The following is a 13,575-nucleotide window of genomic DNA, read 5'->3' as shown; positions in this document are numbered from 1 at the left end:
GTTTGCTCCGCCGAGGACATGTAATGGCTACCGAACACGAAAACACTTCCGCCGAAGACCAGGCCCTGGCTGACGAATGGGCGGCAGCCTTGGAAGAAACCGGCGATGTCGGCCAGGACGACATTGACGCGCTGCTGGCCGCTGACGCCGCCACCGCGCCGGCCGGCAACCGCCTGCCGATGGAAGAATTCGGCAGCGTGCCGAAAAACAACGAACCGGTGACCCTCGACGGCCCGAACCTGGATGTGATCCTCGATATCCCGGTGTCGATCTCCATGGAAGTCGGCAGCACCGAAATCAACATTCGCAACCTGCTGCAACTCAACCAGGGCTCGGTGATCGAGTTGGACCGCCTGGCCGGCGAACCGCTGGACGTGCTGGTCAACGGCACCCTGATTGCCCACGGAGAAGTGGTGGTGGTCAACGAGAAGTTCGGCATCCGCCTGACCGACGTGATCAGCCCGAGTGAACGCATCAAGAAGTTGCGCTGATATGAAGTATTCGATGGCGGGACTGTTTCTGGCGCTGCCATTGAGCGCCCTGGCGGCTGAACCGGCCGCGCACGCGACCGCCGCGGCTGCGCCGGTGGTAAGCAGCGGTATCGGCGGGCAATTGACCCAGTTGGTGCTGGGCCTGTTGCTGGTGGTGGGTTTGATCTTCGCACTGGCGTGGTTGCTGCGCCGCGTGCAGCGCGTGGGGCCGGGCAACGGCCAGGTGATCGAGATGATCGGTTCCCGCGCCCTCGGCCCGCGTGATCGGCTGGTGCTGGTGCAAGTGGGCGAGGAGCAGATCCTGCTGGGCATCACGCCCGGTCGCATTACTCCGTTGCATGTGCTCAAGACCCCGGTGAGCGTGGATCAGAACCCGCCCGCCACGCCAGAATTCGCCCAGCGCCTGATGGAATTGCTGGGCAAGGATCAGAAGGATAAGAAGTAATGCGCGTTTTATTGACGCTCATGCTGTTGCTGGCGGCGCCATTGGCGTTTGGCGCCGACCCGTTGTCGATCCCGGCGATTACGCTGGGGACCAACGCGACCGGCGCGCAGGAATACTCGGTCAGCCTGCAGATCCTGCTGATCATGACGGCGCTGAGCTTTATCCCGGCGTTCGTCATGCTGATGACCAGCTTCACGCGGATCATCATCGTGTTCTCGATCCTGCGCCAGGCCCTGGGCCTGCAGCAGACGCCGTCGAACCAGATCCTCACCGGCATGGCCCTGTTCCTGACGCTGTTCATCATGGCGCCGGTGTTCGACAAGGTGAACCAGCAAGCCCTGCAACCTTACCTGGCGGAAAAAATGACCGCCCAGGACGCAATCGACAAGGCCCAGGGCCCGATCAAGGACTTTATGCTGTCGCAGACCCGCTCCAGCGACCTTGAACTGTTCATGCGCCTGTCCAAGCGGACCGACATCGCTACGCCGGATCAGGCGCCGCTGACGATCCTGGTGCCGGCGTTCGTCACGTCGGAATTGAAGACCGCATTCCAGATCGGTTTCATGATCTTCATCCCGTTCCTGATCATCGACCTGGTGGTGGCGAGCGTGCTGATGGCCATGGGTATGATGATGCTGTCGCCGCTGATCATTTCGTTGCCGTTCAAGATCATGCTGTTTGTGCTGGTGGACGGCTGGGCGCTGATTATCGGCACCCTGGCCGGCAGTTTCGGGGGGGTATAGCGCGATGACGCCAGAAGTAGCTGTCGACCTGTTCCGTGAAGCGCTGTGGCTGACCACCGTGATGGTCGCCGTGCTGGTAGTGCCAAGCCTGTTGGTGGGCCTGCTGGTGGCGATGTTCCAGGCCGCGACCCAGATCAACGAACAGACCTTGAGCTTTTTGCCGCGTCTGCTGGTGATGCTGGTTACCCTGATCGTGGCCGGCCCTTGGCTGGTGCAGACATTCATGGAATACATCCTGCAGTTGTACGGCAGTATTCCGCAGTTGATCGGCTGACCTGATGCAGTCGTTGCTGGCGTTGACCGACACCCAGATCAGCACCTGGGTGGCGTCTTTCATCCTGCCAATGTTCCGGGTGACGGCGATGTTGATGGCCATGCCGGTGTTTGGTACCACCCTCGTACCACGCCGCGTGCGCCTGTACTTTGCGGTGGCGATTACCGTGGTGATCGTGCCGGGCTTACCGCCGATGCCGCCGGTCAATGCCATCGATCTCAGTGCGTTGCTGTTGATTGCCGAGCAGATCCTGATCGGCGCGCTGATGGGCTTTTCCCTGACGCTGTTTTTCCAGGCCTTTGTGGTGGCCGGCCAAATCATCTCGATCCAGATGGGCATGGGCTTCGCCTCCATGGTCGACCCTACTAACGGTGTGTCGGCGGCGGTAATCGGTCAATTCCTGACCATGCTGGTGACCTTGCTGTTCCTGGCGATGAATGGCCATCTGGTGGCGTTCGAGGTGATGACCGAAAGCTTCACCACCTTGCCGGTAGGGTCGGGGTTGGTGGTCAATCACTTCTGGGAGGTCGTCGGACGCCTGGGTTGGGTATTCGGCGCGTCGCTGTTGCTGGTGTTGCCGGCGATTACCGCGTTGCTGGTGGTCAACATCGCGTTCGGCGTGATGACCCGTGCAGCGCCGCAATTGAACATCTTCTCGATTGGCTTCCCGTTGACCCTGGTATTGGGCATGGGGATTTTCTGGGTCGGCCTGGCCGACATTCTCAATCAGTATCAACCGCTGGCGACCGACGCCTTGCAGTTCTTACGTGATCTGGCACGGGCGCGCTGAGCCATGGCCGAGAGCGAGAGTGGTCAGGACAAAACAGAAGACCCCACGGAGAAACGCAAAAAAGACTCCAGGGAAAAGGGCGAGATTGCGCGCTCCAAAGAGCTGAATACCGTTGCCACCATGATGGCGGGTGCCGGCGCCTTGCTGATCTACGGTGGCGGCCTGGCGCTGGACCTGATGGAGTTGATGAAGCACAACTTCACTTTGCCCCGCGACGTGTTGCTCAATCCCGATGCCATGGGCCAATACCTGCTGCACTCGGGCAAGATCGCGATCCTGGCGGTACAACCGATTCTGATCACCTTGCTGTTGGCTGCACTGATCGGCCCGGTCGCCCTGGGTGGCTGGCTGTTCGCCGCCGGCAGCATGGCGCCCAAGTTCAGTCGGATGAACCCTGCTGCGGGGCTCAAGCGCATGTTTTCCACCAAGGCCCTGGTGGAGTTGCTCAAGGCCCTGGCCAAATTCATTCTGATCCTGTTTGTGGCGCTGATGGTGTTGTCGTCCGACATCGACGACCTGCTGCGCATCGCCCATGAACCGCTGGAGTCGGCAATCATCCACAGCGTGCAAGTGGTGGGGTGGAGCGCGTTGTGGATGGCCGCCGGGCTGATCATCATTGCTGCCGTGGATGCGCCGATCCAGCTGTGGGAAAGCCACAAGAAATTGCTGATGACCAAGCAGGAAGTGCGCGACGAGCACAAGGACCAGGAAGGTCGCCCAGAGGTCAAACAGCGTATTCGCCAGCTGCAGCGCGAAATGTCCCAGCGCAAGATGATGGCCGCGGTGCCCGACGCCGACGTGGTCATCACCAACCCGACCCACTATGCGGTAGCCCTCAAGTACGACCCGGAGAAGGGTGGCGCGCCGATGCTGCTGGCCAAGGGCAGCGACTTTACCGCGCTGAAAATCCGCGAAATCGCCGTGGCCAACGACATCCTGCTGCTGGAATCGCCGGAACTGGCGCGGTCGATCTTCTATTCCACTGACCTGGACCAGGAAATCCCGGCCGGGCTCTACCTGGCCGTGGCCCAGGTGCTGGCGTATGTCTATCAGATCCGCCAGTACCGCGCGGGCAAGGGCAAGCGGCCTGACCCGCTCAAGGACCTGCCAATCCCGCCGGACCTGCGCCGCGATTCCTGATCGGCTCCGCCTTACCATTCCTCCTGATCGCCCGTCTACCTGTCAACTTTGACAGTAGTCATCCTCTGCGTCTCGCAGTTCTACTACAACCAGCACTGCGCGCAGGCGGTAAACAAGATGCAGGGAGAGGTGGTTTTGAAGGTGTTCAGAGGCACAGTCAAATCTTATGACCGCAAGACAGGGAAAGGTTGGATTGCCCTGGAAGGTGAGGACGACGTGCAAGTGGATCTCTTCGGTTCACGCGGCATTTGGCTTGCCGTGGGCCAGCAAGTGGAATTTCGCATGATCCACCGACCCTGTGGCGTGTATGCGTTAGACGCCACAGTTGTCCCGCACGTCCTTGAATGAGATGTGAGGAGAACGGTAATGGCAACAGGCACGGTGAAATGGTTTAACGCGGAGAAGGGGTTTGGGTTTATTACCCCTGACGATGGCAGCGCTGATGTTTTTGTCCACTATTCGGCCATCAAGAGCGACGGTTTCAAGACCCTTGAAGAGGGGCAAAAAGTCGAGTTCGAGGTTACCCAAGGCGCCAAAGGTGCTCAGGCTGAAAACGTCCGCGTCCTATGAACTTCATGATTGTTTCAGTAGACGCTAAAAAAGCGTCGACTGGGTGTACGGAGACTAGTTAGCGGCTTTCCCAGGGGCCGCCTCAACACCTTGTCGGACATTTCCGCTGTAGCAGCAGGCGGACACAAATCCAAACTGTGGGAGCGGGCTTGCTCGCGAATGCTGACGATCAGTCGCCAGACGTGCTGGCTGACCCTCCGCCTTCGCGAGCAAGCCCGCTCCCACATTTGAATCGATTTACACTTTTTTTTTTGGGGGGGGCGGTTGCTTGTGAGCTCGTCAACGCTCGCGCCGCAAGCGATGTAACCGGGAAAACAAAAGTTGGAAGGCTTCTTGCAATACCACCTGCAAGACGCCTGACCGCGTCAAAACTTTGCTTCAAGGAAACGAGGAATACCGGTGGTGGATCGCTCTCAAATGCTCGGCACGGCCCGGACGACCCTGACTGACCTCTCGCGAGGCAATCTGGGTGTGCCGTTGTTGTTGCTGGTGATGCTGGCAATGATGATGTTGCCGATGCCGCCGTTCCTGCTGGACGTGTTCTTCACCTTCAACATTGCCCTTTCCGTCGTGGTACTGCTGGTCTGCGTGTACGCCCTGCGGCCCTTGGATTTCGCCGTATTCCCGACCATTCTGCTGGTGGCGACCCTGCTGCGACTGGCGCTCAACGTCGCGTCCACCCGTGTGGTCATGCTCCACGGTCAGGACGGTCACGCTGCCGCCGGTAAGGTGATCCAGGCCTTCGGTGAGGTGGTGATCGGCGGTAACTACGTGGTCGGTATCGTGGTGTTCGCGATCCTGATGATCATCAACTTCGTGGTAGTAACCAAGGGCGCCGGGCGGATTTCCGAGGTGAGCGCGCGGTTTACCCTCGATGCGATGCCCGGCAAGCAGATGGCGATCGACGCTGACCTCAACGCCGGCCTGATCGACCAGAACCAAGCCAAGTCGCGCCGCCTGGAAGTGGCCCAGGAAGCCGAGTTCTACGGTTCCATGGACGGTGCCAGCAAGTTCGTGCGCGGTGATGCCATCGCCGGCCTGCTGATTCTGTTCATCAACCTCATCGGCGGTATGGCCGTGGGTATCTTCCAGCATGGCATGACCTTCGGCGATGCGGGCAAGGTGTACGCCCTGCTGACCATCGGTGACGGTTTAGTGGCGCAATTGCCATCACTGTTGTTATCTACAGCTGCGGCGATCATGGTGACTCGTGCTTCGGGCTCCGAAGACATGGGCAAGCAGATCAGCCGGCAGATGTTTGCCTCGCCCAAGGCCTTGGCCGTGGCGGCGGGCATCATGGCGATCATGGGTATTGTACCGGGCATGCCCCACGTGTCGTTCCTGAGCATGGCAGCCATGGCGGCTGGCGGTGCTTACCTGTTCTGGAAAAAGCAGAATGCGGTCAAGGTCCAGGCCCAGCAAGAGATCGCGCGCCAGCAGGAACTGCTGCCATCCCCGGCCCGTGCTCAGGAAACCAAGGAGCTGGGCTGGGATGACGTGACCCCGATCGACATGATCGGCCTGGAAGTCGGCTACCGCCTGATCCCGCTGGTGGACCGCAACCAGGGCGGCCAATTGCTCGCGCGGATCAAGGGCGTGCGCAAGAAGCTGTCCCAGGACCTGGGCTTTTTGATGCCCACCGTGCACATCCGCGACAACCTCGACCTGGCTCCGAGTGCCTATCGCCTGACCCTCATGGGCGTGATCCTGGCCGAAGCCGAGATCTACCCAGACCGCGAACTGGCGATCAACCCAGGGCAGGTGTTCGGCAGCCTCAACGGTATTACCGCCAAAGATCCGGCTTTTGGCCTGGACGCGGTGTGGATCGAAATCAGCCAGCGCAGCCAGGCACAATCCCTCGGCTACACCGTGGTGGACGCCAGCACCGTGGTCGCCACCCACCTCAACCAGATCCTGTACAAGCACTCCCATGAGCTGATTGGCCATGAGGAAGTCCAGCAATTGATGGGTTTGCTGGCCAAAGCGTCGCCGAAACTGGCCGAAGAGCTGGTGCCGGGTGTGCTGTCGCTGTCGCAGTTGCTCAAGGTGTTGCAGGCATTGCTGGCCGAACAGGTGCCGGTACGGGACATCCGCAGCATTGCCGAGGCCATCGCCAACAATGCCGCCAAGAGTCAAGATACTGCCGCCCTGGTGGCCGCGGTGCGCGTCGGATTGTCGCGTGCAATCGTCCAAAGCATTGTAGGGCTTGACTCCGAGCTGCCTGTGATCACCTTGGAACCAAGGTTGGAACAAATATTGCTCAATAGTATTCAGAAGGCAGGACAAGGCCAGGAAGAGGGCGTTCTGCTGGAGCCAAGCATGGCTGAGAAGCTGCAGCGTTCGTTGATCGACGCCGCACAGCGCCAGGAAATGCAGGGCCAACCGGTGATTCTGCTGGTGGCAGGCCCCGTCCGGGCGATGTTGTCGCGGTTTGGACGCCTGGCAGTACCGAATTTGCACGTTTTGGCTTATCAGGAAATTCCTGACAACAAGCAAGTGACTATCGTCGCGACAGTAGGCCCCAATGGCTGAGGGTAGTGGGTTATGCAAGTGAAGCGTTTTTTCGCCGCCGATATGCGTCAGGCCATGAAACTGGTTCGTGATGAGCTGGGCGCTGACGCCGCGATTATCGGAAACCGTCGTATTGCCGGCGGTGTCGAGCTGACGGCTGCCCTGGATTACACCCCCCAGGCCCTGGCGCCGCGTGTGCCGAACATGGAGCTCGAAGACGAGCTGCGCAAGACTGCTTCACGCATTGTCTCGGCCCAGGCGGAACTGAGCATGCGCGGCGACAGCGATGCCACCACTAATCGCCAGTTGTTCGCCGGCCTGCCGCTGACCGCTTCCGAGCCGCTGGTCGAGCCGACCTTCAAAGAACCGCCACGTCCTGCTGCGCCTGCTCCGGCGCCTGCGGTTGACCAGCGGGTGTTCGACTCGATGCGCTTTGAACTCAATGGCCTGCGTGAGCTGCTGGAAGTGCAGCTTGGCTCGTTGGCCTGGAACCAGCTGCAAGGCAGCAAGCCGCAACAGGCCAACCTGTGGCGGCGCCTGCAACGTATCGGCTTGTCCGGCCCGTTGTCCCGCGACCTGCTGGCCTTGACCACCGAAATCGAAGAGCCTCGCCAGGCTTGGCGCATGTTGCTGGCCCACCTGGCACGGATGATCGTTACCCCGGAAATCGAACCATTGGAAGAGGGCGGTGTGATCGCCATGGTCGGCCCTGCCGGCATGGGCAAGACCACCACCCTGGCCAAGCTGGCGGCCCGTTACGTACTCAAATACGGCGCACAGAATATCGCGCTGGTGAGCATGGACAGCTACCGTATTGGTGCCCAGGAGCAGCTCAAGACGCTGGGCCGTATTCTCAATGTATCGGTGACTCACGTCGACCCGGGCCAGTCCCTGGCCAACGCCCTCGACCCGCTGCTGCGCAAACGCGTGGTATTGATCGATACCGCCGGCCTGCAAGCCAGCGACCCGGCATTGCGCATGCAGCTTGAAAGCCTGGCCGGACGTGGCATCAAATCGAAAAACTACCTGGTGCTTGCAACCACCAGCCAGAAACAGGTTCTTACCGCTGCGTATCACAGCTACAAACGCTGCGGCCTGGCCGGTTGCATCCTCACCAAGCTCGACGAAACCGCGAGCCTGGGCGAGGTGTTGAGCCTGGCCATCAGTCATGAATTGCCGGTCGCTTACCTGACCGACGGGCCGCGGATCCCGGATGATCTGCATCTGCCGCGCCGTCATCAGTTGGTCAGCCGTGCAGTCAGCGTGCAAATGCAAGAAGAGCCTAGCGAGGAAGCGATGGCTGATATGTTCGCCGACCTTTATCACAACCCGGCAAAACGGGTCGGTTGAGGGCAGGATGAACACCGTGAAATGTATCTACATCGATGGTCTGCAAGCGATTCACGCGGCCAAGCCATGTAGCCTGCGTCTAAGCAAGACAAGGTAAAGAAATAAAATGGGCAGCATGCATCCCGTACAGGTGATCGCGGTGACCGGCGGCAAAGGTGGCGTCGGGAAAACTAACGTGTCAGTGAATTTGTCCCTGGCCCTGGCAGAGCTTGGCCGTCGCGTCATGCTGTTGGATGCTGACCTGGGCCTGGCGAACGTCGACGTTCTGCTGGGGCTGACGCCCAAACATACCCTTGCCGATGTGATCGAGGGCCGCTGCGAGCTGCGCGATGTGCTGCTGCAGGGCCCCGGTGGCATCCGCATCGTGCCGGCTGCCTCGGGCACCCAGAGCATGGTGCACCTGAGCCCGGCGCAGCATGCCGGCCTCATCCAGGCGTTCAGTGATATCGGCGATAACCTCGACGTGCTGGTGATTGACACCGCCGCCGGGATCGGCGAGTCCGTGGTCAGCTTCGTGCGCGCCGCGCAGGAAGTGTTGCTGGTGGTCTGCGACGAACCCACCTCGATCACCGACGCCTACGCCCTGATCAAACTGCTTAACCGTGACTACGGCATGAACCGCTTCCGCGTCTTGGCCAACATGGCCCAGAGCCCGCAGGAAGGGCGCAACCTGTTCGCCAAGTTGACCAAGGTCACGGATCGTTTCCTCGATGTCGCCTTACAATACGTCGGCGCAGTGCCCTACGACGAGTGTGTGCGCAAGGCTGTGCAAAAGCAGCGTGCAGTCTACGAAGCGTTCCCTCGTTCCAAGTGCGCATTGGCGTTCAAGGCTATTGCCCAGAAGGTCGATACCTGGCCGTTGCCCGCCAACCCACGGGGGCATCTGGAGTTTTTCGTCGAGCGATTGGTGCATCAGACGAGCGCAGGACCCGTGCTATGACAGCGACTGGCTACAACGCTTACAAGAGGTCTGCCCGTGACAGTCAGGGCGAGTTGATCGAGCGCTACGCGCCCTTGGTCAAGCGCATTGCCTACCACCTGCTGGCACGCCTGCCGGCCAGCGTCCAGGTCGAAGACCTGATCCAGGCGGGCATGATCGGCCTGCTCGAAGTGTCGACCAAATATGACGCGAGCAAGGGCGCGAGTTTCGAGACGTATGCGGGGATCCGTATCCGTGGTGCGATGCTTGATGAGGTGCGTAAAGGTGACTGGGCGCCGCGTTCGGTGCATCGCAATACGCGCATGGTCAGTGACGCAATTCGCGCAATTGAAGCAAAAACCGGTCGCGACGCTAAAGATCACGAAGTTGCGGCCGAACTCCAATTGAGTCTCGACGATTACTACGGGATTTTGAACGATACCTTGGGCAGCCGCCTGTTCAGTTTCGACGACCTGTTGCAGGACGGCGAACACGAAGGGCTGCACGAGGACGGCGCGAGCGCTCATATGGAGCCATCGCGTGACCTGGAAGATGAGCGTTTCCAGGGGGCGTTGGCGGACGCGATTGCCAATTTGCCGGAGCGTGAGCGACTGGTGTTGGCGTTGTACTACGACGAAGAGCTGAACCTCAAGGAAATCGGTGAGGTCCTGGGGGTCAGCGAGTCGCGGGTCAGCCAGTTGCACAGCCAGTGCGCAGCCCGCTTGCGGGGGCGTTTGGGAGAGTGGCGAGCGCGCTGACAGGCAGTGTGGGGACACTGCAGACGAGACCGTGAGGGCGACCAGCCTTCGCGGGTTCGACCCGTGGTGCCCTCGGCAGTCCTTTTTGTGTAATGCCTGTTGATTGAAATGGCGCGTCCAGGTGCTGGGCGCGTTTAAGACTGCTTGGAGGTCGAATTGGACAAGAACATGAAAATCCTCATCGTTGATGACTTCTCAACGATGCGGCGGATCATAAAAAACCTGTTGCGTGACCTTGGGTTCACTAACACGGTCGAGGCGGATGACGGCATTACGGCCATTCCGATCCTCAACAGCGGGAGCATCGACTTTCTGGTAACGGACTGGAACATGCCGGGCATGACCGGTATCGACTTGCTGCGCCACGTACGTGCTGACGAAAAGCTGCGCGGCCTGCCTGTGCTGATGGTGACCGCCGAAGCCAAGCGTGAGCAGATCATCGAAGCCGCCCAAGCTGGGGTAAACGGTTACGTGGTCAAGCCATTCACTGCATTGGCCTTGAAAGAGAAGATTGAAAAAATCTTCGACCGCATCGGTCATTGATGCTGCCACGGGGGAGCTATGGAGCATAAAGAATCATCGCAGGCCGACTTCGAGTCGACCCTGAAAAAGCATGCTCACCAGTTGGTCGAAAGCCTTGAAAAAGGTCAGTTCGGCGACGCGGTGCAGTTGATCCATGAGCTCAACCAGACCCGTGATCGCGGCCTGTACCAGGAAGTGGGCAAGCTCACACGCGAGCTGCACAGTGCGATCGTCAATTTCCAGATTGACCCACACATGCCCCAGGCTGAGGAAATCTCGCAGATCACTGATGCCACCGAACGCCTGTCCTATGTGGTCAGGCTGACTGAGGCAGCGGCCAACCGCACCATGGACCTGGTGGAAAACGCCACGCCTCTGGTCAACGGTATGGCCAACGAAGCCCAGGCCCTGAGCAACGACTGGGGCCGTTTCATGCGCCGCGAAGTCGGCGCTGAAGAGTTTCGTGAGTTGGCGCGTCGGGTCGAAGGGTTCTTGTCACGCAGCGAGCAGGAAAACCGCACGGTTTCCAGCAACCTCAACGACATTCTGCTCGCCCAGGATTACCAGGACCTCACCGGTCAGGTGATCAAGCGTGTGACCCAGTTGGTCACCGAAGTGGAAAGCAACTTGCTCAAATTGGTGCTTATGGCAGGCCAGGTTGACCGTTTTGCCGGCATTGAACATGACCGCGAAGCGATCCTCTCGGAAAAAGATCCAAAAAAACATCTCGCCAAGGGTGAAGGTCCGCAGATTCATGCCGATAAACGTGAAGACGTTGTATCGGGTCAAGATGATGTTGATGACCTGTTATCCAGTTTAGGCTTCTAAGGAGCACCCACATGAGCTTCGGCGCCGATGAAGAAATCCTTCAGGATTTCCTTGTAGAGGCCGGCGAAATTTTAGAGCAGTTGTCCGAGCAACTGGTCGAGCTGGAAAGCCGACCGGATGATGCGAACCTGCTCAATGCAATTTTTCGCGGTTTTCACACTGTAAAAGGGGGCGCCGGCTTCCTCCAGCTCCATGAGCTGGTGGAATGCTGCCACATTGCCGAGAACGTGTTCGACATCCTGCGCAAGGGTGAGCGTCACGTTGATTCGGAATTGATGGACGTGATTCTCGAAGCACTGGATGCGGTCAACGGCATGTTCAGCGAAGTCCGCGAACGTGCCCCGATCACCGCGGCCACTCCGGAACTGTTGGCTGCGCTGGCACGTTATGCGGAGCCCGCCGACCTGTCGGCTGCGCCGGTAGCAGAAGCAGCACCCGAGCCAGTGGCTGAGGCCGAGCCGGATGTGACCGACAGCGAATTCGAGCAGTTGCTCAACTCCCTCAGTGCCGTGAAGGCCGAGGCAGAAGCACCGGCTGCGGCTGTTGCCGCGCCAACCAGCGAAGACATCACTGACGCTGAGTTCGAATCCCTGCTTGACCAGTTGCATGGCAAAGGCCAGTTCGCGGCCGACGCCGTGACACCCGCCGCTGTGTCGGAAGCGCCGGCAGCACCGACCGCCAATGCCAACACCGATATCACCGACGACGAATTCGAAGCGTTGCTCGACCAACTGCACGGCAAGGGCACCTTCGTGGCCGACGCCTTGCCGGAAGTCGCCGCCACGGCCGCAGCGCCTGCTGCGGCCAGTGCAGCACCGGCCGGCGACGGCCTGATCTCCGATCATGAGTTCGAATCGCTGCTGGACGAACTGCACGGCAAGGGCAAGTTCAGCGAAGTGGCCCCAGCGGCGACGGTTGCCACGGCTGCTCCGGTTGCCGCCAAAGCTGCAGCGCCTGCCCCTGCACCAGCGGCCAAGCCTGCGCCGGCTGCCGCACCTGCTCCGGCACGTGCCGCCGCCGCACCGGTTGCCGATAAACCCGCCAGTGAAGCCGAAACCACCGTGCGCGTTGATACCGCACGCCTGGACGACATCATGAACATGGTCGGCGAACTGGTACTGGTGCGTAACCGCCTGGTGCGCCTGGGCCTGAGCAGCGGCGATGAAGCCATGCAAAAGGCCGTGTCGAACCTCGACGTGGTGACCGCCGACCTGCAGACCGCCGTGATGAAAACCCGGATGCAGCCGATCAAGAAAGTCTTCGGCCGCTTCCCGCGCCTGGTTCGTGACCTGGCACGCCAGTTGAAGAAAGAAATCAACCTGGAACTGGTGGGTGAAGAAACCGACCTCGACAAGAACCTTGTCGAGGCCCTGGCCGACCCGCTGGTCCACTTGGTGCGCAACGCTGTCGACCACGGTGTGGAAACCCCGGAAGAACGCGAAGCCTCGGGCAAGTCCCGCAACGGCAAAGTGATCCTGGCGGCGGAGCAAGAGGGCGACCACATCCTGTTGTCGATCACTGACGACGGCAAGGGCATGGACCCGGCGATATTGCGCAATATCGCGGTCAAGCGTGGCGTGATGGACAAGGACGCCGCCGACCGCCTGACCGATAGCGAGTGCTACAACCTGATCTTCGCCCCGGGCTTCTCGACCAAGACCGAGATTTCCGACGTGTCCGGCCGTGGCGTCGGCATGGACGTGGTGAAGACCAAGATCAGCCAGCTCAACGGCTCGATCAACATCTACTCGACCAAGGGCCAGGGCTCGAAGATCGTCATCAAGGTGCCGTTGACCTTGGCGATCATGCCGACCCTGATGGTGATGCTGGGCAACCAGGCCTTCGCTTTCCCGCTGGTCAACGTCAACGAGATCTTCCACCTCGACCTGTCGCGCACCAATGTGGTGGACGGCCAGGAAGTGGTGATCGTGCGCGACAAGGCATTGCCACTGTTCTACCTCAAGCGCTGGCTGGTGGCATCGGCCAAGCATGAAGAGCAGCGCGAAGGCCATGTGGTGATTCTTTCGGTGGGCACCCAGCGCATCGGCTTCGTGGTCGATCAACTGGTGGGCCAGGAAGAAGTGGTCATCAAGCCTTTGGGCAAAATGCTGCAGGGAACCCCGGGCATGTCGGGTGCGACCATTACCGGTGACGGCCGGATCGCGCTGATTCTCGATGTTCCGAGCATGCTCAAGCGTTACGCCGCTCGGCGTATTTGATTCTGGTGGGGCAGG

Annotated in this window: 14 protein-coding genes; all 14 read left to right on the top strand. The window is 60.2% G+C overall.

What is annotated here, in order from left to right; all coding sequences use genetic code 11:
• Positions 1 to 23: 23 nt before the first annotated feature.
• Complete coding sequence (gene fliN / locus AB4N92_RS03780) at positions 24 to 491, top strand: flagellar motor switch protein FliN (protein ID WP_010208756.1); 468 nt, start codon at positions 24 to 26, stop codon at positions 489 to 491.
• A gap of 1 nt (position 492) precedes the next feature.
• Entirely contained in the window at positions 493 to 936 is a 444-nt protein-coding gene (fliO, locus tag AB4N92_RS03775; protein WP_010208758.1) for a flagellar biosynthetic protein FliO, read from the top strand.
• Positions 936 to 1,679, top strand: a complete 744-nt coding sequence (gene fliP / locus AB4N92_RS03770) for a flagellar type III secretion system pore protein FliP (RefSeq protein ID WP_010208759.1) — start codon at positions 936 to 938, stop codon at positions 1,677 to 1,679. The genes fliO and fliP overlap by 1 nt, the downstream gene beginning before the upstream one ends.
• 4 nt (positions 1,680 to 1,683) lie before the next feature.
• On the top strand, positions 1,684 to 1,953 hold the full coding sequence (fliQ, locus tag AB4N92_RS03765) for a flagellar biosynthesis protein FliQ (protein ID WP_010208761.1): 270 nt from the start codon (positions 1,684 to 1,686) through the stop codon (positions 1,951 to 1,953).
• A gap of 4 nt (positions 1,954 to 1,957) precedes the next feature.
• Positions 1,958 to 2,743 (top strand): flagellar biosynthetic protein FliR, encoded by a 786-nt coding sequence (gene fliR / locus AB4N92_RS03760; RefSeq protein ID WP_021490834.1) that lies wholly within the window; start codon positions 1,958 to 1,960, stop codon positions 2,741 to 2,743.
• A gap of 3 nt (positions 2,744 to 2,746) precedes the next feature.
• The gene (flhB, locus tag AB4N92_RS03755) at positions 2,747 to 3,883 is read left to right on the top strand and encodes a flagellar biosynthesis protein FlhB (protein WP_010208764.1); all 1,137 of its coding nucleotides are present in this window, start codon (positions 2,747 to 2,749) and stop codon (positions 3,881 to 3,883) included.
• Between the two features lie 366 nt (positions 3,884 to 4,249).
• A complete protein-coding gene (gene cspE, locus AB4N92_RS03750; protein WP_010208766.1) occupies positions 4,250 to 4,453 on the top strand; it encodes a transcription antiterminator/RNA stability regulator CspE in 204 nt (67 codons plus the stop codon).
• Between the two features lie 417 nt (positions 4,454 to 4,870).
• On the top strand, positions 4,871 to 6,985 hold the full coding sequence (gene flhA / locus AB4N92_RS03745; protein WP_197999020.1) for a flagellar biosynthesis protein FlhA: 2,115 nt from the start codon (positions 4,871 to 4,873) through the stop codon (positions 6,983 to 6,985).
• A gap of 12 nt (positions 6,986 to 6,997) precedes the next feature.
• Positions 6,998 to 8,314 (top strand): flagellar biosynthesis protein FlhF, encoded by a 1,317-nt coding sequence (gene flhF, locus AB4N92_RS03740; protein WP_010208769.1) that lies wholly within the window; start codon positions 6,998 to 7,000, stop codon positions 8,312 to 8,314.
• A 106-nt stretch (positions 8,315 to 8,420) separates the two neighbouring features.
• On the top strand, positions 8,421 to 9,254 hold the full coding sequence (gene fleN / locus AB4N92_RS03735) for a flagellar synthesis regulator FleN (protein ID WP_003192912.1): 834 nt from the start codon (positions 8,421 to 8,423) through the stop codon (positions 9,252 to 9,254).
• Positions 9,251 to 9,991: an RNA polymerase sigma factor FliA gene (fliA, locus tag AB4N92_RS03730; RefSeq protein ID WP_010208770.1), complete on the top strand. Its 741-nt coding sequence runs from the start codon at positions 9,251 to 9,253 to the stop codon at positions 9,989 to 9,991. Before fleN ends, fliA begins: the two co-directional genes overlap by 4 nt.
• Positions 9,992 to 10,159: 168 nt before the next feature.
• Positions 10,160 to 10,534 carry a chemotaxis response regulator CheY gene (locus tag AB4N92_RS03725; RefSeq protein WP_162098512.1) on the top strand — a complete coding sequence of 125 codons (375 nt, stop codon included), beginning with the start codon at positions 10,160 to 10,162 and terminating at the stop codon, positions 10,532 to 10,534.
• 18 nt (positions 10,535 to 10,552) lie between these two features.
• Positions 10,553 to 11,341, top strand: a complete 789-nt coding sequence (locus AB4N92_RS03720; protein ID WP_010208772.1) for a protein phosphatase CheZ — start codon at positions 10,553 to 10,555, stop codon at positions 11,339 to 11,341.
• An 11-nt stretch (positions 11,342 to 11,352) separates the two neighbouring features.
• Positions 11,353 to 13,560, top strand: a complete 2,208-nt coding sequence (locus tag AB4N92_RS03715; RefSeq protein ID WP_010208773.1) for a chemotaxis protein CheA — start codon at positions 11,353 to 11,355, stop codon at positions 13,558 to 13,560.
• The last annotated feature ends 15 nt before the right edge of the window (positions 13,561 to 13,575 follow it).

The sequence above is a fragment of the Pseudomonas sp. S3_A09 genome (genome assembly GCF_054668065.1).
The sequence above is the reverse complement of the archived record's forward strand: the minus strand, read 5'-3'. Positions and strand labels throughout refer to the sequence as shown.